We start from the raw sequence: 20026 nt of genomic DNA, 5'->3' as shown, positions 1-20026 counted from the left end.
TCCCTTTAAAGTTCTATGAGCACGCTTTTTGATCTTCGGTTCGCCAGATAGGCTTCCCGGCCAAGGTCCTTGCCGATGCCCGAGCTCTTGTAGCCGCCGGTTGGCAGAATATGGTCGCGCGAGCGGCCATAACGGTTCACCCAGACCGTGCCCGCCTGCATCGTTTTCGTCACTCGAATCGCCCGCGACAGGTCGCGCGTGAAAAGTCCTGCAGCCAGTCCATACGTCGGATGATCGGCAAGCGCGAGGGCCTCCTCTTCTTCCTTGAAGGTCTGGATAGTCAGCACGGGCCCAAAAATTTCCTCGGTTACAGCCGGTGAATTTTTGCCAACGCCGCGCAGCAGTGTTGGCTCATAGAAATAACCATCTCCATTCATCGAACTACCACCGACAACACACTCCGCGCCGAGGCTCACAGCCTTCTTCACGATTTTATCAATACGGTAGAGTTGCCGCTCGGAGATGATGGGTGAGTACTGGGTGTTCTCGTCCCACGTCATCCCCGGCTTGATGTTCGCCATGTGTCGCGCGATAGCTTCGCTCAAGGCTTCCGCGATGTCTTCTGCCACGATGAGGCGCGAACCGGCCACGCAGACCTGTCCGGCATTGGACAGAATCCCAAGCGCGATGGCTGATGCTGCCAGGTCAAGATCGGCATCGCTGAACACGACCTGAGGGCTCTTGCCCCCGAGTTCAAGCGTCATAGGCTTGATGCCAGTGCGGGCAATATTTTCCATTATCGCGGCACCAGCCGCAGTGGAGCCGGTGAAGCTCACTTTGGAAATATCCGGGTGGCCGGTGATGGCGTTGCCAGTCGTTGGTCCGTCTCCAAGGACGATATTGATCAGCCCCGCCGGGATACCGGCCTTTTCGGCCAGTTCAGCCATGTAGAGAGTGGAGAAAGGCGTAATTTCAGACGGCTTCAGAACAACGGCATTGCCTGCAGCTAGTGCCGGCCCGAGTTTCCAACCGGCCATGGATATTGGGAAATTCCACGGGGTGATGGCACCAATGATGCCGTAAGGTTCGCTCAACGTCATGCCAAAATTGCCGGCGCTCGTGGGAACGACACTACTCCCTTCCTTATCGGCAAATTCAGCGAAAAAACGTATCTGCTCAGCAGTAGAGGCAATATCGCCTTCAATGAGCTGCGCAATCGGACGGGTTGAGGAAACGGCCTCGAGGCGGGCCAGAGTAAATGCCTCCCGCTCAATAAGATCGGCCCAGCGGTGCATTGCATTGAGCCGCTCGCGCGGGCGCACATTAGCCCAGCCACTCGATCTTAATGCTGTTTTTGCGGCCTGCACCGCTTGGTCAACCAGCCCACTGTCGGCAACAGGGCAATCGCCATAGGCCTTTCCGTCAGAAGGTCTGCGCATTTCGATGCTTCCTGCTGAATCCACGCGCTGCCCGCCAATGAAGTGATAAAATGGAAGCTGAAGCGTTTGCGGATCAAAGCTTAATGTCATGGAGCACCTCACACTATTGTCCACTTAACGATAGTGCTGGACGCACCGCATTTTTCGTTGAGAGTAGACCGCCTGACGGCTTTGAATCGCGTCAGGCGGGTTATATGCAGCGGATTATTCTGGACCGGCACCGCCATCGATGCCGATAGCCTATTCGTAAACGCAGACGTATATCTTGCGGACGGTTTCAATGGTGCGCCAGATGCCCACGAAACCAGGTTTCATCACAAAGCTGTCGCCAGCGCGATATGTGTTTGTTTCGCCGTCTTTTTCCTCGATCTCAACAAGACCGGATAGGATATGACAGAACTCAAAGGTTGCGCCCTTGATGGAGTGCGTTTCCCCCGGTGTTGCTTCCCAGATGCCTGTCAAGACCTTTTCACCCTTCGAGGCGTCCAGCGCCCATGTCTTGAAAGCTGGGTTGCCTGAGATAAGCCGTTCCGGGGTCGGCAGCGCCTCTTTTGGTGCAAAGCTTGGATTTGTGTCGATGGTAGTCAGGAGTGACATGTCATTTGCCTCTTGCGTTAATAGCCTAGCGTTCGGTCGATCAGGCCGATCAGTTTTTTTCCTGCGCGATGACGCTGGATATTGTCGATGACGAATTTTGCAGCCGTCTCCGGTTGGGTTACTGAAGCGATATGCGGCGTGATAAGTACCTTGGGATGCAGCCAAAGCGGGTGTCCTGCCGGAAGCGGTTCGGGGTCAGTTACATCCAACATCGCGCCAGCCAGATGGCCGCTATCCAACGCCTCTATGAGTGCCGCCTGATCGAGCTGTGGCCCGCGACCGACGTGCAAGAGTCGGGCGCCGCTGGGCAAATGGGCAAACAAGGGGGCATTGAGTATGCCCCGCGTTTCATCCGTAAGCGGCAGAAGACAAATGAGAATATCCGTCTGCTCCAGGAAGCTGACGAACTGGTCTTCACCATAAAAGCATCCGACGGCCTCAATCTCCTTCCGCCTGCGGCTCCAGCCAGTAAGGGGAAACTGAAACGGCTTGAGACGTTCTATTGCCGCCTGCGCCAGCATCCCAAGTCCAAGAAATCCGACACGCCGCGCAGTTGCGTGAGGAACAGCAAGCGCTCGCCATTCCTCGTTCTTCTGATGTTCGCGATAGGCAATCGCCTCGCGATGAAGTGTCAACACGCCAAGAGCCACATATTCCTGCATCATGCGGATGATGTTGTCTTCCATCATGCGCACGAGCTTCACATGCTCCGGCACGCTGGCGAGCTTGAACTGATCAACCCCCGCGCCGATAGAAAAGAGTATTTCCAGATTGCGATAGCGCGCGATGTCATCGGGCGTCACCCAGCTAATCAAATAGCGTATCTTGTCAGGATCAACATCTTCGCCAGCTTGAAAGAACTGGAGATCTGGAAGCCCACGCGCAAAAGCCCTGCGAAAGACGGCACCGCGTGCTGCATCGGAATTGAAGAGAAATGCCATCGAAAGTTGCCGTCTGCTTGAGTATCATGCTGCAAGGCGTGCGCCGAGATCTTCGATCATTTTCTGGCACGCGTTGAGTTCATCGATCTCGATGTATTCATTTGGGCGATGCGCACGGCTGATATCCCCGGGGCCACAGATGATGGCTTCGATGCCAGCCTGCTGATAAAGCCCAGCTTCGGTGCCATAACTCACGGCAGGAAGCGTTTCCTTTCCGGTGAGTTCGACCAAAAGCGTTGCAAGCTTGGCGTCCCGCGGCAGCGATAATGCCGGATACGCGCTCAATTCGTGCCAAACCACCTCATAACCTCGCTCTCTCAAGGCGAACAGCTGCTCTTTTACCTCTTTCAGCAACAGCCTTGGCGAGACACCGGAAATGGCACGCACTTCGATATCGGCAGTACATCGATCAGGGATGATATTGACGGCCTGACCACCAGAAACGACACCAAACTGTAAGGACGAATAGGGCGGCTCGAAACTGTCATCAAAGGGGCCCTGCTCCAGAGACCGGCCGTAGACCACCGCCTGTGCGATGACGTTCGCCATGGCATGAACCGCATTCAATCCCAGATCGGGCCGAGACGAATGTCCTGAGTGCCCCACCACTTCAAGCCTTGCTGCTGCTTTTCCCTTATGCGCACGTACAGCTTGCATCCGGCTCGGCTCACCGATGATTGCCCCCAAGGGCTTCGCGCACAAATCGGGTAAAGCTGCAAGCAAATGCGGTACCCCACGGCAACCAGCCTCTTCATCATAGGAAAAAGCAAGGTGTACAGGACGTTGCAGATTGCTGGCGGCAAGTTTTGGCAAAGCAGCCAATGCGCAGGCTAGGAAGCCCTTCATATCGGTCGTTCCGCGACCGCAAAGCCTCTTTCCATCCTGTCGGAGTTGGAAGGGATCCGTTTTCCACCCTGCCTCGCCGGCCGGCACAACGTCCATGTGACCTGAAAGAATATAGCCGGGCACATTATGCGGCCCGGCAGTTATGAATAGATTGGCTCTGTCGCCCTCCGGTCCCGGCAGCACAGTTGCTTTCGCGCCAGCAGCTTGCCCGTAGGTGCTGATCCAGTCGACGATCGCATCATTCGGTTTGCCCACAACCGAGGGAAACCGTATCAGCATTGCCAGAATTTCTTCGACCTTCATATACGTCACGCCGTGAGAGAGCAGAGTTTCGAACGGTTATCAGCATAATTGCCTTGAGACGTATTCCGTGCCGAATAATGCTAAGCTTCAAACAAAGATTGCGAATTCGCCCTGCCCAGAAGCAATACGTGCCGGCATTGCCGTGCGATGATGCACAAAATATGCCTATAACGTGATGGCATTCATCGACAGGATAACAAACTGCATGCCCCAGGCTCGGTTACGGGGTGAAGAAAGCGGATAAGCTGAAATGCAAAATTCAGTGCGACTGAAATCGTTTGAACTGGTTGCGCGTGATATCGCAGAGGTGGATATCAGCTTCCTTCATGCCCTATCGCTGGGTGTTGGCTGGCCGCACCGTCCCAATGACTGGGAAATGCTGTTGCAGAGCGGACAGGGCCTTGTTGCCGTCGATGGCATCGGACGGGTTTTCGGAACGGCAATGTGGTTTCCGCACGGAGTAGATTTCGCCACTATTGGCATGGTGATTACTTCTCCGCGCACGCAGGCACAGGGCAACGGCCGCTGGCTCATGGATCAGGTTCTGGGGCGCTGCGCCGGCAGAAACCTTAGCCTCAACGCCACCAACGCTGCCTACAGTCTGTACGTTTCGCTCGGCTTTTTGAACGAAGCAACCGTGTATCAGTGTCAGGGCGACGTCGCCCTGACACTGCCGGCCACTCCTCCCCTGAGCGGAGAACTGGTCGCCATGCCATCAGAAGAATTAGGCGCCATCGCGAGCCTGGATTGTCAGGCATTCGGGACCGATCGCACCAGTCTGCTCGCTCTGATCACTGAAAAAGCCACAATTTACGGACTGAGACGCAATGGTCAACTTGTTGGGTACTCCTGCTGCCGTGAGTTCGGTCGCGGCAAGGTTATTGGTCCAGTTGTCGCCGCCAGCGATCAAGACGCAATCAATCTGACCGCGGTTCATTTTCAACATCTCAAGGGGGAATTTGCACGCGTCGACACCCGTGAGAAAGACGGCGCTTTTGCAGACTTCCTCGCGCAATGCAGGCTCGGCGTTTTCGATACGGTCACGACGATGTCGAAGGGGAAAAAGTTCCTGAATCGGAAGCCCGGCGAGCCATGGGTTTACGGACTGGCAGCACATGGATGGGGCTGAGGCTTTACGAGGCGACGTCATGAAGGCTGTAACGCCGCTCCTCAAATCCAAGAGTTGGAACCATAGCAACAATAGCGGCAATATCATCGGCTCGGTAATGTGCCAGTCGCTCACCTGAGCTAGATCGGTCGCATAGGCACCGTAACGTTAACAGAGCATCGATGAAAATGTGGGATCTGGGGTGATGACCAGATTTGCACGTGATCCATTCTATCGTCGCCACCGGTTTCCAGCGGAAGTGATTGCCCATGCCGTTTGGCTCTATTTTCGGTTTCCGCTCAGCTTGCGCATGGTCGAGCATATGCTGGCAGCGCGCTCTGAAGGCATCGCCCAGAAAATGAATGACCTGTTCATCATCGAACCAGGGCACGTCGTGCTGTAACCGTCAAACGCGTCTCAGGTTTCTTAGACAAGCGTATCGAAGTCCTCATGGTCCATGTGACGCAACAGTAGCAAGCGGGCCGCTATAGCCCGCTTGCCGCCTTTGTGACTAGCCCACCGGAGAGACGCATTCGGCGTTTGTCGGTTTGATCATGGTGGGTTTGCATACCTGACTCCTGGCGCAGAGGGATGATCTTTGAGCGAACGGGCCGCGCTTCATCAATTGCGGAGGCCGCCTCCATCATCAAACTGACTTCCGTAGGTCTTGAGATACTTCATCCCGGCGTCGCACATCACGGTGACGATCGTGGCCGGTGGCTCCAGGCGTTCGGCAAGCCGAAGCGCCGCCACGACATTGGCGCCGGTCGACGTCCCGGCAAACAGGCCCTCCTCCCGGGCGAGCCGAAGCGCCATGGTCGTGGCCGCTAGTGTCGATACCGGCTCAATGTCGTCGGCGATGCCCGCCCGCCAGAGCGGCACGACAAAGCCCGCTCCGACGCCGTCGATCTTGTGTGCGCCGGTCGGGCCGCCTGAGAGCACGGCGGATTCGGCAGGCTCCACCGCGATGATCTGAATCTTTGCATCGTGCCCGCGAAGGGTTTCAGCGACACCTCGGATGGAGCCTGCCGATCCTACGCTCTGGACGAAGGCGTCGATCTGCCCTTCCGTTTGCAGCCAGATTTCCTCGGCCAGTTGGCGATAGGCCGCCAACTGGTCTTCATTGTTCAACTGATCGGTCCAGAAGGCTCCTGTTTCCTCAGCGACAATGCGCGCGGCTTCGATCATGTCGCGGGTCAGCTTCTCGGTCATGCGTCCGGACTCGCTCCGCACGATCTGGAGTCTGGCGCCCAGGATCCGCATGTGATCGAGCTTCTCCCGGGAGAAGGCGTCGGAGCTCACAATATGCAGCAGATGGCCTTTGACGGCGCAGATCAGCGAGAGCGACACGCCGGTGCTGCCCCCGGTATATTCCACGACCGCGCCGCCCGGCGGGAGGCGGCCGTCCGCCTCAGGCGCCTCGATCATGGCAAGCGCCTGCCGATCCTTGATGCTGCCGGTCGGGTTTTCGCTTTCCAGCTTCATCAGTATTCGCACGCCGTTGCTTGGCACGACATTGCGCAAAGCTATTAGCGAGGTGTTGCCGATGCACCCGAGGATATTGCTTCGCGGTCTGGTCATGACTGGGCCCCTTCGCAGATGACGGATGAAAGCGTCGTCGCCACGGCGGATCGCTGGTGCGATGGCTTGGTGAGGAGTCGCTTCATGTCTGCCTGAACTTTCCGACCGCGATCCGGCACGTTCGGTGTCGTCTATTCGTCATCGACGGCGGCGATGAGCATGGGTTGGCCGCCGGAACTGATCGACGCGGCGTGCGTCAGGGCTTCCTTGCCTCCGGCCGATCCGGCGCAGGCCTTCAACGCCTCGATCGTCGGGAAGGTGACGTCCGAGATGAGATGGTAAGGCGGTGGTGCGAAGGCCGGGCCGACGACGCGCTTGGTGACGACGCCTGAGGCGCCCTCGAGCCTCGGCCCGGCGTAAGGCAGATGCTCGTCGCGATACGCGCGGTCGAATTCGGCGGCATCTTTGGGTTTCGGATAAAGCACAATCAGATGGGCAGCCACGACTCTCTCCTGTCGGCACAAGGGAACTGAGGAGAGTTTACTGGCCGGTCGAAGCAGCGGGGGTACGAAATCTGGACCGCATCCAGGGCGCGTCGGCGCGCATTCAGCCAATCGATGCTCTTCGATCACTCAGAAGTTCGCGAAGCACCGAGCGGTGGCAGCGGGATTCGTCCTCACAGTAGCAGCCGATCGAGAAACGGCTGCCATGCGAGAGCGCGGAGAGAAGATCGAGCGAGCGCCGTGCCATGGGCTCGCTCATTTCGGCGCGGACCTTGACGAAAGCGGCCCACTCGCCGTCCGTCGAGGCAGCATTGCCTTGCGACATCAACTCGTTGCTAGGCGCCAAGTCGGGATACCAGACGTCGAACCAGTCATCCGCCGCATACCGTTCCTTGCGGACGCCGCGCGATGGGCGGCGCACGGCTCCAATCCGCACACCTTCTTCAGGCAGGCGGAGATCGTCGAGGCTGACGATCCGGACGCTCATGACGATCCGGTTCCCGCGATGGCGTCTGAGGTACGCCGGCGGGGTTGATGCATATCGCCAGCCGGTTCGACATGGGCAAACTGATATCGTTCGAACCATCGCGGGAATGCACGCGCTAAGGCTCTTTGCCCTTCGACCACCAGGCCGATGCGGCGCGCTTCCCCGAAACCGATATCGCCTCGCCACCACGCCACGAGGGCATGGAGCGGTCCGACAACCCGTAGTGGCTCGGGAAAGCCCGGGTTCTGACCGCACAGCGCCGTCTCCGACTGCTTTAGAAGCAAGAAGCGGGGCTGTTGCCCGTGAATGTCAAACCGCACCACCAGCGGATCCTTGGGCAGTTCTTTCAGGCAGACGCGCCGTTCCATGTCGATGAGCACCGGCTCCAGGTCGAGATCCTCGTCCTCGGGATGTCTTGCGAGCCATTTTTGCCCCCATTCTGCCAGGGCGCCGACCAGAGGCGCGAGCTCCATTCCCGCGGTGGTGAGCGCGTATTCTGGCCCATGTTGTCCATCGGAGCGATGCACCGCGCCTGTGAGCACCAGCTCTTGGAGTCGCTCCGAGAGCATCGTGCGGGAAATGCGGGGGATGCCCCGGCGGATGTCGTTGAAGCGCCGGCTCCCGCAAAGCAGTTCGCGCACGATGAGCATGGTCCACCGGCCGCCAAGAACCTCTTGGGAGCGCGCCACCGAACAGAACTGACCATGACCTGCCATGCCGCAACATTAGCATGGCCAGTTTGATTTTTGCAGGTCCGGATTCCGGACCGGACCGTGATGCGTCCGCCAGCTAGATGTTCAAGCGCGCAACGATCACGGTGGCTAGAAAGCTTGTCATCATGCACAGTATGCTCAAGAGCGGACAGCCGTTCCAACGCCTCAAGGGAGCCGCCATTCACAGCAATATATCGTCATGACCATTGACCATTTGCACCGCATCCGTGGTGCGCCGAGATGTCCCTGCCGGGACGTGGGCTGGATTGTTCCGATTGCCCGCCTGCATTTCCTGAGCGTACCCTTGATACGCTCGTCGATCTCTATCTCGTGACCGCCGACGCGGTGGAACGCGCCAGGTTGCGGCAGGAAATAGAGGCCCACATGATGCAGGCGCTGGATCGCGCGCCCTCAGCCCGCCGCCCGCTGCCTCTCGGCGTGCGGCCTAGTCCTGAGCATCTCGACCAGGCTCGCCTGGTCGGCATCGCCATAGCCCGATGCGACGGCTTTTTTTATGAGCTGGAGCATCGGCGCAATCAGTTCGGGGCTGACACTCTGGCCCTCGCTGGCCGCGATAAAGTTGTCGAAGGCCGCCGCCTGCATCTCGAGGTTCGAGACGACATCACTGCGGTAGTCGCTGCTGTCGATGCGCCGTGCCATGTCGGGCAGCCATGTCATGACCGCCCCGAGCCAGTTGGTCAGCATCGGCAGGAATTTTTCCGCCGGCACCTTTTCCGATCCGGTCAGCGCGAAGGCATGCGTGACACCCGAGAACAGGCCGTACATGGCCGTGAGCAGGGCAATGTCGTGCAACGGTGCCAGCCCGGCGTCGTCGCCGAGATATCTGGCCGCCCCCAGCGCGCCGAGCGTTTTCCCGTGCGCCGCGAACGCCGCGTGCGCACCGCTGTAGAGGATCAGCGCCTCGGCTTGGCCGATCATCGGCGGAACCGCCATGATGCCGCCGTCGAGGTAGTCGGCGCCCCGGGTGGCTGCCCATTGTGCCATCTCGCGCGCCTGCGCCGGCGTGCCGTTGGTGAGGTTGACCAGCGTGCGGCCGGCAAGCGCATCCTTTGCCGGCTCGAACGCCTCATACACGGTATCGTAGACCAGCAGGCAGGCGACCACCAGTTTGCTCGCCTCGACGGCATCCTTGACGCTCGCGGCGGCGACAGCGCCCTTGGCTACGAGCGCCTCAGCCTTGGCCGGCGAACGGTTCCACAGAGTGACGCTAAGGCCGCTTTTCAGGAGCGCCCCGGCTAGGGCCGAGCCCATGGCGCCAAGACCGATGACGGATATGTCGGACATTTGTTTTCCTTTCTTTTTCGGTTCGATTGTGAAGTTACGCGGCGAGCTATGCGTGCGACGTTCCTATTCACCCCATGGCCAGCGACAGATCCTGGCCGAGGCCGCCGTCGACCTTGATCCGCTCGCCGGTGGTGAAGGTGGCGTCGAAGGCGAGGAACAAAACGGCGCGCGCCACCTCCTCCGGCGTGCCGTGGCGCTTCATCGGCGTCACCTCGTCGCCGACCTTCATGAAGGCGGCGCGCTCTTCCACCGAGGCGCCGGCCACGCCCATGGTCGGCGTGTCGATGAAGCCGGGGCTCACCACGTTGACGCGGATTTTTCGCGGCAGGAGTTCCGATGCCAGCACCTTGCCGAAGGCGCGCAGCGCCGCCTTGCTGGCGGAATACACCGCCATGCCCGCGATGCCGGAATCCTCGGCGATCGACGAGGTGAAGACGATCGCACCGCCCTCCTTGATCAGCGGAATGAGGCGCTGGGTGGTGAAAAAGGCGCCCCTGGTGTTGATGTCGAACTGGCGGTCGTAGGACGCTTCAGTGACCTGGTCGAACGGTTCCAGCTCCGACACGCCGGCGTTGACGTGCAGGAAATCGATCTCGCCGAGCTTCTGCCCCACTTCCACGCTGAGCACGGCGATGTCGCCCATGCTGGCGATATCGGACCGGACCGCATGGACGCTGCCGCCAAGCGCCTGACGGGCGTCCGCAAGGTTCTTTTCATTGCGCCCCGTGATCAGGACCTCGGCGTCGCCGTCGATCAACGCCTGCGCCACCGCCAGTCCCATTCCATGGGTGCCACCGATGACAACGGCCTTCTTGCCCTGAAATCTGCTCATGATTTTCCTTATCCCGGCGCGAAGGGCGCCGCGGTCTGTCGGTTTGAAACTGCCGGGAGCGGCCGCTTTTTTTGCCGCACGAAAAACTGTCCCGGTGGAAGCCTTGCCGCTGGCCTTCTGCCCGCATGCTCCGGCGTCCTTGCCCGAAGCTAGGCAGATACTTTCGATTGCACAAGTACAGACAAAAAAGTAAGGTACCTACCAAATCCTCAGAATTGGAGAGTTCCTTGGAAAAAAACCAAAGAAAACTGCCGGACAGTTGCGGATTAGGTCCCGCGCTCGCGGTGATCGGCGGCAAGTGGAAGGCACTTTTGCTCTGGCAGATCCACCAGGCGCAGCCCTGCCGCTTCGGCGAACTGAAAAGGCTGCAACCGGAGATCAGCGAAAAGATGCTGATCCAGCACCTGCGCGAGATGGAGGCGGACGGCATCATCCACCGTGAGGTGTTTCACCAGGTGCCGCCGCGCGTCGAATATTCGGCTACGCCGGAAGGCGCCGAGCTCGACCTGGCGCTCGCCCCGCTGGCGGACTGGGGCAAAAAACACCAGGAGCGGACGGAAGGGGCGAAGGCCGGAGCGGCGCGGGCGGCGCCCCGAACCGCGGCGGAAGGCGCAGCGCGAGGGTAGCGCCGGATGTGGATGAAACTTCTGCTCCGCGGATGAAGCGAAGCGGATTTATATCGCCGTTTCAATGTATTGAGGCCGGAGCGGCAAATTCAGAGGCGCGGTTTTTTGCAGGACCCGCCACAGTGCAATTGAGCGAACGATCGTAGTGGTTTTGGCAGGCTCCGAATACTCTCGGAAGCTGATGCGAAACGACGGCTGAAATATCAGAGTACTGAACCCTCGTTGCTTCGATCCTTCGCAACACGCCGCTTATATCCTCCCGCCTTGTTCATGTTCAGGCTTCATTCACTCAGCTTGCTTCCAGGCGCACGCTTGGTGGTCGGTGTTGAGGAGTGTTCTACGTCGTCGCCTAACACGGCTGTCCAACTGTGCTTCCGATGTTCGTAGACGGAGAATTTCGGCGCCGGGAACTGCGGATCGGCGAACGCACCGAGCGGCACCGCCGTGACACCAGGCCAGCCTTCAATCACATAAGCGACTGTCGAACCGCAATTCGGACAGAAGCGATAAGTTGCCCGATGTCCGCTGTCGGCCACGCGCGTCCAGGTCTGTGCTTCGCCGATCACCCGAACCTTTTGATCGGGCCAACGCGCCTGCGCCGCGAAGGCGCTCCCGCTCCGCTTCTGACAGTCGAGGCAATGGCAGACCGAAACTCGCACCGGCTCGCCCTCGCATTCGGCCCGAAGCCGACCGCAGCGACAAGTACCTACATGCTTTGATGCATTCATTTTATATCAACCCTCGAGCTTCAACCGCGCTATGACGCCAAGTCCACCGATGGGCAGCAGGCGGCGAAACGATCGGAAATGTAGCGCACTATAGTGGGGAACTCCTCAACAAAGGACGATTGATCAGGATCGAACGGTACCCGCACGTCTTGTTCAATCAGAAGCTTGCCGAGAAACCCTTCCTTGAAAATGCCGATAAGCAGCGGATTTTTGCCGATTTGGACTGGTGCTGAAGTTCTACAATCCACAAAATTGCATTAGAGCGTTGATCCCGGGAAGTTCAAGCCACCGGGGTCGCTCGTACGCAAATATATTCAATGTGATCCGAGCCACGAGCTCTTCTTTGACGTTGTCGAAATGGAACGAAATGCCCGCATTCAAATGGTCCTATCGAGCATCGGAAGCGCTATGATTTTCGCAACATCAGGAGTATGCAGGCATCTCCAATGCAATACGGTCGTAATTGACGTGGGGGATAAGCTTGCCGCCCTCTCCCTTTTCCAACTCAACCAAACCGTATCGCTGCATCGTTCGTAATGTTCGGCTTAGATTTGATTTTGCTCGTCCCGACATGGTTTCCAACTCCGCAATCGATGCTGGCTTTTCTTTAACGATCATCTCAAGGAGGGCCCGATTTCGATCGGATAAAACCTTTGCGAAGCTTTCGATGGACGTGAACCATACTTTGGGATCGTCTTTTTTCGGCTTAAGTTGCCCTCGAGCAATCGCCATGGTCCGGCTCTTCATCGTCTCATAGCTTGCGATACCAACATGAAGCGTCTTCGTCATTTGATCACTCCTACCTCTTTCAAAATGCCATCCACTTCGCTCCAGAAGTCTTCCAGCAATGTGGCAGCGTCACTGTACTCATACGGCCTCAATGTCCGGAAACGGTGCTTATGGTCGTACTTTTGCGTCGACTTGCGGCTTGCCCACTCCCCGCTGACATCGCGTGAGCATTGTCAAAGCCTACCAGCCGCTCCCCACCTGGTCCGTGTAACGTCAATGAATAGCGCAACCCGTGCGGCCGTTGCGGCGTGACCGTGACTGCTTTGACGGCGAACTTGACCCAATACGTCTGGCCAACAAACATTGTTTGGCCGTCCAGATCGAGCAGGGTATCGAGACTCGTGTCACGCGCACTCATGCCACCCTGTTATCATTTAGTGATAACTGCGGCAAGTTCAATATCCAATGGCAGTCCATAGGAGATGGGATGGTTGCCGCCCTCCCTGACGGCATCGCAATGTGCCGGCCCTGCCGTCAGCACGATGATCACCGATAACGGCAAGCCCAGCCGGGGATAGTCGCTGAACCTATAGCCGCCCGGTCCCATGACCAGTGTGTTGCACTGGTGTCCGATCGGTGTCAGGAAGTCGCAACCCGCGCCGATGGCGACGGCCATCAGAAACGCCTCTGGCCGGAAGCCGAGCGTGCCCGCAAAACTCGTGGCAAATCGGTGCCATTACCAGCACCGTCGCGGCATTGTTAAGGAATGGCGTGACTGCCATCGCTGCCACAAGGATGAGGGTCAGCGCCCCGAAGGGCGGCAATTGATGCGCGATGTGGGTGAGCCCCTGCGCGATCAGGTCGGTGCCTCCTGTAGTCCTCAGGGCGTCGCTGACAGGTATAAGAGTGGCAAGCATGATCAGTATCGGACCATCGATTGCCGTATAAACCTCGCCGAGCGGAATGGCGCGGAACACAACCATCGCAACCGCGCCGGCAAAAAAGCAATGGAGATGGGTAGCAGACCAAGCGCGGTGGCTCCGATGGCCGCAAACAAAATGAACAGTGGGATAAGTCCCTGACGCTGCCCAGCATGATCGTGCGCTTCGCCAGAGGCAGGCAACCGAACTCGCGCAACAGCGTTGGCAATACACGGCTTTGCCCTTGCAGCACGATGACATCGCCGAACCGGAACGTGATCTCACCCAAGCGCTCCTTGAGCCTTTCACCATGGCGGCTAACGGCAAGCAGATTGACGTTGTAGCGATCGAACATGGCAAGTCGCTGTGCTGACATATCGATCAACGGCGAATGTTCGCCGATGACCGCTTCGATGGCTTCGATCTCGGCCGACCTTTCCTTGTCCAAGGGCGATCGGTCACTTGACAGTCTTAGCTTTCCGGTAGTGACGATGGCGTCTAGCGCATGAGGATTGCCCTCAAGCACCAGCACGTCACCTTCGGCCAACACCGAATCGGGAAGCGGCGTAACCCGGTGCTCGGCGCGAACGATCGACGTCACCATCGCCCCGCCCTCCGCTGGCTGCACGAGATCCATCACTGTCTTGCCAACTGCAGCCGAGCCCTTCGCTACCGCCGCCTCGGAGACATAATTGCGAATCTCTATCGCTTCGTCGGCGGAGACCGTTTCGCGCATGCGTTCGGAACCAACCGGTAAAACAACACCAGATAAATGATCCCGGTGACGACAAGCGTTGCACCGACAGGGGTGAAATCAAACATGGAGAAACTCTGACCCACCATCTCGGCGCGCACACGGGAAACTACGATGTTCGGCGAGGTGCCAACTTGCGTCATCAGTCCGCCAATAAGGGCGCCAAATGCCATGGGCATGAGGAACACGGACGCCGACACATTCGACCGCCGCGCGAACTGGAAGGCAACGGGAATCATGATCGCCAGCGCGCCGATATTTTTCACGAAAGCCGACAATACCGTCACAACGATCACAAGCACGGCAAGCTGGGCCCTCACCGATGACAGTTGTGGCACGAAGCGCTGCACCGCCGCCTCCACAAGACCGGAACGCGCCACCCCGGCACTGACAACAAGTGCACTGCCGACGATGATGACGATCTCGTCGCTGAACCCACTGAATGCGGCCTGAAAAGGAACGACTCCAAGAGCAATGGCCCCGAGCAGGGAACACATCGCCACAATATCGTAGCGGACCCGCCCCCATACGAATGCGGCCATCATCAAACCGATCACCGTGAACGCCAAAAATTGCTGTGTTGTCATCGGTCTCCCGTTTCCCACGAAATCCCGGCTAAGCAGGAACGTTTTCCACTTAATGAATTTCGCTGAAGGCTATAGCATCTCAGGCGGCAAAAGGCAGGCTGGCGTTATATGAGGGCCACAACGGTTTTTTTGCTACAATTATCGCCCCAGCGCTTTGTCCGAAATTGCGCGCCCAAGGATAGTCATTTCAAAGTGCCGCTGCTGAATTTTATTGCCGATCGCACCGGATCGCCGGGCATCCGCTCCTGCGCCGGGGTTAATTTGCCGCCACAATCCCTATTGACGAATTGCATCGTGTTCCGTGGTGCCACATATGACCCAATCCTATGCGAGGTAGGCTCGCTCACCACAGACCGGGTACAAGCCTGTATCGTACTTTCCTGTATAGTCCGAATAGCCTTCCAGCTCCTGTTGCAGGATCTTTTCTTCGTCAAGGATGCGCAATATCAGGATCGGCACATTAAGCACCAAGAACAATAGGCCTCAGTACGAACCCAATGCGAGCGGTACGCCAACAACCATGACGAGCACGCGGACATAGCGCGAGCTTTGTAACCTACAATGCTCTTTTTGCACGATGCTTCAAATCGTCGTAAATTTGCGGCGGGTTCAATGGGCAAAATATTGGACCAGGTTGATGGTGATTTGCCAATCCGCTGACGATGTCGGCGGGCTGCCTAACATGGGCATCGGGAAAACATGTTGTCGTTGAACTTGAAACTCGCGGCGGCCGCAGTACCAATTCTGCTCTGGCTATCGATCACTGGTTCGAATGCCCAAAATTCCGAGCGTGCAAGACAATCGCTTTCAGCCATGGCTGGAACTATGAGTGTTGATGCCGAAACGGAGATGAGCAGCGCTAGCGTGACCGGTTGTCATTTTATGTTTACTGCTGTTGCTCAGGATTTGATCTATCGTCAGGGAGGCTACATCGGGGTCTCGGGCAATGTTGGTGTAAGGAGAGCAAATAACAACTTCGGCATCGACCTCAAGGTCGTCGTCTTTGACATAGACTCATCAAAGTCGTCTTTTGTGCTGAAACCGTCTGCGCCATCCCGGGCTTATCTCGTCGGTCAGGACTTTCAAACAAATTTATCCAGTCTCATTTCGACTGTACCTTCTGACACACCCGGTGCCCTGGTATCGCTGTTTCAATTTCATCCATCGTTCGGGATCATCATGAATGGAATAGGAAGGGGTAAAATTACCATCGCATTTAACCGCGATGGGGGAGATCAGGACATCCGACTTCCTTTAGAACTCGACGTCAAATCCGTTTCAGATTCCGGCCAGCGTCAAAGATCGGATGAAGCAGTCCGGTCATTCCGACGGTGTATTAAGACAATGATGCCCCAATAGCACGCGATCTCGGCGCGTGTCGGTGATGAACAAGCGCGACAACGAGTATTGATCCCGTCTTGGCCTGTTGAACGGGCAATTCGGTTCCCGCGGACGGTAAAGCCGTTGGGACGGCTGCTGCTGATTGATTATGCCGGCGATCTCGACTTGTCTGCGTCCGCATCGCCGCTTCGATCTTCATGGCCTGCGCGAGCCACTATCGGCTGCAGGATTTGAGGAGATTGACGGCTGCCCGCTCAACTGGCTCAGCCTCCACTTCCTACGGATGAAGAAAGAGCTCACAAGGTGATAAAGGTGTGTAAACGTCGGCAGAAATCTGTGCTCACACTATGCCAATGAGGGGCGGCAGATCAGCTAAACTCTTGATGACAGCGTCCGGCGCTGCCGGCAGGCGATCAAACCGCTGATCGTAGCGATTGCACCACGCGACCTTGTATCCGAAACGCGAAGCGCCAACGGCATCCCAGGAGTTCGATGACTGAAAGGCTCCTTGGCGACGCCGAGCCTGTCAACAGCAAGCTGGTAGACGGACGGGTGGTGCTTATAGATTTGGACTTCATCAACCGACAAAACAGCATCGAGGAAGACGTCGGGTCGAGCGTCAGGTAGAGCTGCATCAGTCGCTGACGCAGTTCATCGTCGGCGATGGCAAGCGTATCCATGGCATAGTCCAGAGCTTCGCCCGTGAATTGCCAAAATGGCGCATAGGCTCCCATCAGCGACCGCAGCCACGTGTACTCAAGCTGCTTTTTGTGCCAGAGACTGGACAAAGCATCTGCGTTTTCACCAAGGGTGTCCTTGGTGCGCCTGGCGGCAGAATTAAAGTCGAGCAGCGTACCGTAGGCATCAAAGACGCAGGCCTGTGGCAGACTTCGCTGATCTCCGGTGTGCTTGCCGTCGTCTGCCTGCTGTCGTGCGTCGTCTGGACGGGGTTCGGCACGGCTATCGGGCGTTTCATCGCCACGCCGCGAGCGCGCGCCGTGTTCAATTGGGCGATGGCGGGACTGCTCGTGCTTTCACTCGTTCCGGTGCTGTGGGAATGAGTGGGGCCTCTTCCCAATCGTGGGTCCCTTTCCGAGAGAAAAACCGGAAATTAGGGAGCCGCTGCTACCTACCACTCCCCGCAGCATTCAATTAAACTTGTCAGACTGCCAGAGCTTCGGCTGCTGCAATTGCCGACATATTCACGATGCCCCGGCTGGTTACCGATGGAGCAAGAATGTGTGCCGGGCGCTTGGTTCCCATCAGTATGGGTCCTACCGCAAGTGCATTGTTCAGTTCCGCGAGCAAAGTCATCGAGACGTTCGCAGCTTCCAGCGACGGAAAGATCAACAGGTTTGCCTCGCCCTGAAAGGCCGTCTGAGACAAGTGACGCTCGCGCAACACACCGTTGATCGCAAGGTCTCCCTGCATTTCGCCCTCAACAAGCAGGTCGGGCGCGGCTTGCTTCAGCAGCGAATAGACCGCGCGCATTTTTTCCGGGGACGCCCCGTCACGCGAGCCGAAATTGGAATAGCTCAGCAGCGCCGCCTTGGCGTCGATCTTGAAGCGTTTGAGATGATCGCGGGCCTGCAAGGCGATCTGGACGATCTCTTCGGCACTTGGGTCGATGTTCATGTAGGTGTCAGCAAGGAAAAACACGCCCTTGGACATGATCAACATCGACAGCGCGGACAGCTGTGCTGAATCATCGGCCAGCCCGATGATCGAGCGAATATCACGCGCATGTTTGATGAAGCTTCCCTGCAATCCGCATATCAGAGCATCAGCCTCTCCACGATGGACAGCCAATGCTCCGATCACGGTGGTATTGGTGCGCACAAGCGTACGGGCTGTGTCGAGCGATACGCCCTTGCGTCCGACCAAATTGTGAAAGAGGCTGACATAGTCGCGATACCGCGGATCGTCTTCAGGGTTGATGATGTCGAAATCACGATCGGATTTAATCGTAAGGCCGAAACGTTCTATCCGTTGTTCGATGACGGAGGGTCGGCCAATGAGAATAGGGCGGCCGATGGCCTCCTCCAGTATCACCTGGGTGGCGCGCAACACACGCTCATCCTCCCCGTCCGCAAAGGCAATTCGTTTTCCTTGTCCCTGGGCCCTCTCAATCATTGGTTTCATAACCAGTCCCGAACGGAAGACGAAACGTTTCAGGCTGTCCTGATAGGCGCGCATGTCCTGGATCGGACGGCGTGATACACCGCTGTCCATGGCGGCTTGTGCAACCGCTGGAGCAATTCGCAAAATCAGACGCTGATCAAACGGGGACGGAATGAGATAGCCACTCCCGAAAATAGCCGACGCCTCAGCTCCAAGGGATTCGAGAACCGGTTCGTGAGCCAATTGCGCAATAGCGTAAGCCGCTGCCCGCTTCATCTCATCGTTTATGGTTGTCGCGCCTGCATCCAAGGCACCGCGAAAGATAAAAGGGAAACACAAGACGTTGTTGACCTGATTGGGATAGTCGGATCTTCCCGTACAGATCATTGCATCGGGCCGTTCGGCGATTGCCAGTTCCGGCATGATTTCCGGTATCGGGTTCGACAATGCCAGGATCAAGGGATCACGCGCCATCTGACGGATCATTTCAGGTTTCAGAGCGCCGGCTGACGACAATCCAACATAGATGTCGGCCCCGGCCATGACTTCTGCTAGTTCGGTGGCGTGTATGTCCTGAGCAAACGCGCCGCGCCAAGGGTCCACGGAATTTGCGCGCTTTTTGGTAACAAGGCCCTGCCGGTCGGCCAGGTAGATGTTCTCCCGCCGTGCACCTACCGTCAACAGCATATTCATGCATGCTATCGCCGCGGCACCCGCGCCCGATGTGCAGATCTTCACATCGGCGATATTTTTTCCAACAAGCTTCATGGCGTTGAGAACAGCTGCAGCAACAATGATAGCCGTGCCGTGCTGATCATCGTGGAACACGGGAATATTCATCCGCTCCCTCAGGCTTTCTTCAATATAGAAGCAGTCCGGAGCCTTGATGTCTTCAAGATTAATTCCCCCGAAGCTGGGCTCCAGCGGCGCAACTATCTCTATGAATTTCTTGGGGTCGCTCTCATTCACCTCGATATCGATGCTATCGATCCCGGCGAATTTCTTGAAGAGAACGGCCTTGCCTTCCATGACTGGCTTGCTGGCCAACGCCCCGATATTACCTAGACCCAGTACCGCCGTGCCATTGGAAATGACGGCCACAAGATTGCCCTTGGACGTATAGGAGTAGGCCTTCTCCGGATCAACAGCGATTTCCTCGCATGGTGCTGCAACTCCAGGCGAATAGGCTAGTGCGAGGTCGCGCGCGTTGGCCAATGGCTTGCTTGGCGTGATCTCAAGCTTACCCGGCTTGGGAAATTGGTGGAAGTCCAACGCTGCTGTGCGAAGGCTTGCTTTCGGATCTTGTGACAAGGCAGTCATACTCCTGTTGTGCCTCACGACAATACTTTCATGAGTGCTTCCTGTCTCGAATTAAAGCGTCAGCGGCGGCTCGTTGTCTGCCGTCTACCGGCGCGCCTTCTTGTTTGGTGCGGCGCCAACAGTCGGCATCATTCTGGACCGGACCGCTGACCCGCGGCGCAATTCTATCTCGACTGCTCCCGCCGCGCCTTTGCTTGATTCCACAGCTGCCAATGTCGTTGAAGCCTCGGCGCGATTGGAACCTGTAATCCATGATTTTTTGCCGAATTTTGGAATTGCAGAAGAGACATAGACACTTCTTGCTATCTACAGGTCGCGCGTGCTTGTGCAATACTATCAGTACGTGCCATCGATCTTGATTGTCC

At 57.5% G+C, this 20026-nt stretch carries 19 protein-coding genes and 2 pseudogenes; 5 read left to right on the top strand and 16 right to left on the bottom strand.

From position 1 onward, the window contains the following. Nucleotides 1-5 precede the first annotated feature (5 nt). The 4 genes from C7476_RS24365 to argE form a co-directional block, all read right to left on the bottom strand. A complete protein-coding gene (locus C7476_RS24365) occupies nucleotides 6-1469 on the bottom strand; it encodes an aldehyde dehydrogenase family protein (protein ID WP_114432530.1) in 1464 nt (487 codons plus the stop codon). Between the two features lie 150 nt (nucleotides 1470-1619). Beyond that, nucleotides 1620-1976, bottom strand: coding sequence for a cupin domain-containing protein (locus C7476_RS24360; RefSeq protein WP_114432529.1), 357 nt, complete (start codon nucleotides 1974-1976; stop codon nucleotides 1620-1622). Nucleotides 1977-1993: 17 nt separating this feature from the next. Next, nucleotides 1994-2917 carry a 2-hydroxyacid dehydrogenase gene (locus tag C7476_RS24355; RefSeq protein WP_114432528.1) on the bottom strand — a complete coding sequence of 308 codons (924 nt, stop codon included), beginning with the start codon at nucleotides 2915-2917 and terminating at the stop codon, nucleotides 1994-1996. A gap of 24 nt (nucleotides 2918-2941) precedes the next feature. Continuing rightward, nucleotides 2942-4066, bottom strand: a complete 1125-nt coding sequence (gene argE, locus C7476_RS24350) for an acetylornithine deacetylase (RefSeq protein ID WP_114432527.1) — start codon at nucleotides 4064-4066, stop codon at nucleotides 2942-2944. Nucleotides 4067-4316: 250 nt separating this feature from the next. On the opposite strand from argE, the gene C7476_RS24345 reads away from it, so the two are divergent. After that, on the top strand, nucleotides 4317-5195 hold the full coding sequence (locus C7476_RS24345; RefSeq protein WP_114432526.1) for a GNAT family N-acetyltransferase: 879 nt from the start codon (nucleotides 4317-4319) through the stop codon (nucleotides 5193-5195). A 184-nt stretch (nucleotides 5196-5379) separates the two neighbouring features. Continuing rightward, a pseudogene (locus tag C7476_RS24340) lies at nucleotides 5380-5523 on the top strand (IS6 family transposase); the annotation flags it as partial. A 272-nt stretch (nucleotides 5524-5795) separates the two neighbouring features. On the opposite strand, the gene C7476_RS24335 reads toward C7476_RS24340, so the two are convergent. From C7476_RS24335 to C7476_RS24310, 6 genes are all read right to left on the bottom strand, one after another. Next, complete coding sequence (locus C7476_RS24335) at nucleotides 5796-6755, bottom strand: PLP-dependent cysteine synthase family protein (protein WP_114432525.1); 960 nt, start codon at nucleotides 6753-6755, stop codon at nucleotides 5796-5798. 131 nt (nucleotides 6756-6886) lie between these two features. Then, nucleotides 6887-7198 carry an EthD family reductase gene (locus tag C7476_RS24330; protein ID WP_181872587.1) on the bottom strand — a complete coding sequence of 104 codons (312 nt, stop codon included), beginning with the start codon at nucleotides 7196-7198 and terminating at the stop codon, nucleotides 6887-6889. Nucleotides 7199-7301: 103 nt separating this feature from the next. Then, nucleotides 7302-7685, bottom strand: a complete 384-nt coding sequence (locus tag C7476_RS24325; RefSeq protein ID WP_114432523.1) for a DUF488 domain-containing protein — start codon at nucleotides 7683-7685, stop codon at nucleotides 7302-7304. Beyond that, complete coding sequence (locus C7476_RS24320; protein WP_114432522.1) at nucleotides 7682-8401, bottom strand: winged helix-turn-helix transcriptional regulator; 720 nt, start codon at nucleotides 8399-8401, stop codon at nucleotides 7682-7684. Before C7476_RS24320 ends, C7476_RS24325 begins: the two co-directional genes overlap by 4 nt. A gap of 408 nt (nucleotides 8402-8809) precedes the next feature. After that, complete coding sequence (locus C7476_RS24315) at nucleotides 8810-9703, bottom strand: NAD(P)-dependent oxidoreductase (RefSeq protein ID WP_114432521.1); 894 nt, start codon at nucleotides 9701-9703, stop codon at nucleotides 8810-8812. 67 nt (nucleotides 9704-9770) lie between these two features. Further along, nucleotides 9771-10535: an SDR family oxidoreductase gene (locus C7476_RS24310; RefSeq protein ID WP_114432520.1), complete on the bottom strand. Its 765-nt coding sequence runs from the start codon at nucleotides 10533-10535 to the stop codon at nucleotides 9771-9773. Nucleotides 10536-10762: 227 nt separating this feature from the next. Here C7476_RS24310 and C7476_RS24305 point away from each other — a divergent pair, with 227 nt between their 5' ends. Further along, nucleotides 10763-11161, top strand: a complete 399-nt coding sequence (locus tag C7476_RS24305; protein WP_245426536.1) for a winged helix-turn-helix transcriptional regulator — start codon at nucleotides 10763-10765, stop codon at nucleotides 11159-11161. 281 nt (nucleotides 11162-11442) lie between these two features. Here the strand turns inward: C7476_RS24305 and C7476_RS24300 are convergent, their stop codons facing one another. From C7476_RS24300 to C7476_RS29180, 4 genes and pseudogenes are all read right to left on the bottom strand, one after another. Continuing rightward, nucleotides 11443-11889, bottom strand: coding sequence for a GFA family protein (locus C7476_RS24300; RefSeq protein ID WP_114432518.1), 447 nt, complete (start codon nucleotides 11887-11889; stop codon nucleotides 11443-11445). Nucleotides 11890-12312: 423 nt separating this feature from the next. Then, entirely contained in the window at nucleotides 12313-12678 is a 366-nt protein-coding gene (locus tag C7476_RS24295; protein ID WP_114432517.1) for an HVO_A0114 family putative DNA-binding protein, read from the bottom strand. 463 nt (nucleotides 12679-13141) lie between these two features. Beyond that, a pseudogene (locus C7476_RS24285) lies at nucleotides 13142-14879 on the bottom strand (SLC13 family permease); the annotation flags it as partial. 324 nt (nucleotides 14880-15203) lie between these two features. Next, nucleotides 15204-15338, bottom strand: coding sequence for a hypothetical protein (locus C7476_RS29180; protein ID WP_281032745.1), 135 nt, complete (start codon nucleotides 15336-15338; stop codon nucleotides 15204-15206). A 249-nt stretch (nucleotides 15339-15587) separates the two neighbouring features. Here C7476_RS29180 and C7476_RS24275 point away from each other — a divergent pair, with 249 nt between their 5' ends. Beyond that, nucleotides 15588-16238, top strand: coding sequence for a hypothetical protein (locus C7476_RS24275; RefSeq protein WP_147274725.1), 651 nt, complete (start codon nucleotides 15588-15590; stop codon nucleotides 16236-16238). Between the two features lie 395 nt (nucleotides 16239-16633). On the opposite strand, the gene C7476_RS24270 is transcribed toward C7476_RS24275, so the two are convergent. Continuing rightward, nucleotides 16634-17071: an HAD family hydrolase gene (locus tag C7476_RS24270; protein WP_245426544.1), complete on the bottom strand. Its 438-nt coding sequence runs from the start codon at nucleotides 17069-17071 to the stop codon at nucleotides 16634-16636. Between C7476_RS24270 and C7476_RS27920 the strand changes: the two genes are divergently transcribed. Next, nucleotides 16991-17281, top strand: a complete 291-nt coding sequence (locus tag C7476_RS27920) for a hypothetical protein (RefSeq protein ID WP_147274724.1) — start codon at nucleotides 16991-16993, stop codon at nucleotides 17279-17281. The two genes, C7476_RS24270 and C7476_RS27920, sit on opposite strands and share 81 nt — an antisense overlap. A 100-nt stretch (nucleotides 17282-17381) precedes the next feature. On the opposite strand, the gene C7476_RS24265 is transcribed toward C7476_RS27920, so the two are convergent. After that, nucleotides 17382-19661, bottom strand: coding sequence for an NADP-dependent malic enzyme (locus C7476_RS24265; RefSeq protein WP_114432515.1), 2280 nt, complete (start codon nucleotides 19659-19661; stop codon nucleotides 17382-17384). Between the last annotated feature and the right edge of the window lie 365 nt (nucleotides 19662-20026).

The organism is Phyllobacterium bourgognense, from assembly GCF_003337575.1.
Taxonomy (GTDB): Bacteria; Pseudomonadota; Alphaproteobacteria; order Rhizobiales; family Rhizobiaceae; genus Phyllobacterium; species Phyllobacterium bourgognense.
This window is presented reverse-complemented; position numbering and strand designations above follow the sequence as displayed.

What these genes read in the sequence shown, in the direction of transcription:
- C7476_RS24300 (WP_114432518.1), bottom strand. Translation starts at nt 11,889, where the DNA reads ATGAATGCATCAAAGCATGTAGGTACTTGTCGCTGCGGTCGGCTTCGG.
- C7476_RS24295 (WP_114432517.1), bottom strand. Translation starts at nt 12,678, where the DNA reads ATGACGAAGACGCTTCATGTTGGTATCGCAAGCTATGAGACGATGAAG.
- C7476_RS24355 (WP_114432528.1), bottom strand. Translation starts at nt 2,917, where the DNA reads ATGGCATTTCTCTTCAATTCCGATGCAGCACGCGGTGCCGTCTTTCGC.
- C7476_RS24265 (WP_114432515.1), bottom strand. Translation starts at nt 19,661, where the DNA reads ATGACTGCCTTGTCACAAGATCCGAAAGCAAGCCTTCGCACAGCAGCG.
- argE (WP_114432527.1), bottom strand. Translation starts at nt 4,066, where the DNA reads ATGAAGGTCGAAGAAATTCTGGCAATGCTGATACGGTTTCCCTCGGTT.
- C7476_RS24365 (WP_114432530.1), bottom strand. Translation starts at nt 1,469, where the DNA reads ATGACATTAAGCTTTGATCCGCAAACGCTTCAGCTTCCATTTTATCAC.
- C7476_RS24345 (WP_114432526.1), top strand. Translation starts at nt 4,317, where the DNA reads ATGCAAAATTCAGTGCGACTGAAATCGTTTGAACTGGTTGCGCGTGAT.
- C7476_RS24320 (WP_114432522.1), bottom strand. Translation starts at nt 8,401, where the DNA reads ATGGCAGGTCATGGTCAGTTCTGTTCGGTGGCGCGCTCCCAAGAGGTT.
- C7476_RS24325 (WP_114432523.1), bottom strand. Translation starts at nt 7,685, where the DNA reads ATGAGCGTCCGGATCGTCAGCCTCGACGATCTCCGCCTGCCTGAAGAA.
- C7476_RS24335 (WP_114432525.1), bottom strand. Translation starts at nt 6,755, where the DNA reads ATGACCAGACCGCGAAGCAATATCCTCGGGTGCATCGGCAACACCTCG.
- C7476_RS24315 (WP_114432521.1), bottom strand. Translation starts at nt 9,703, where the DNA reads ATGTCCGACATATCCGTCATCGGTCTTGGCGCCATGGGCTCGGCCCTA.
- C7476_RS24310 (WP_114432520.1), bottom strand. Translation starts at nt 10,535, where the DNA reads ATGAGCAGATTTCAGGGCAAGAAGGCCGTTGTCATCGGTGGCACCCAT.
- C7476_RS24360 (WP_114432529.1), bottom strand. Translation starts at nt 1,976, where the DNA reads ATGTCACTCCTGACTACCATCGACACAAATCCAAGCTTTGCACCAAAA.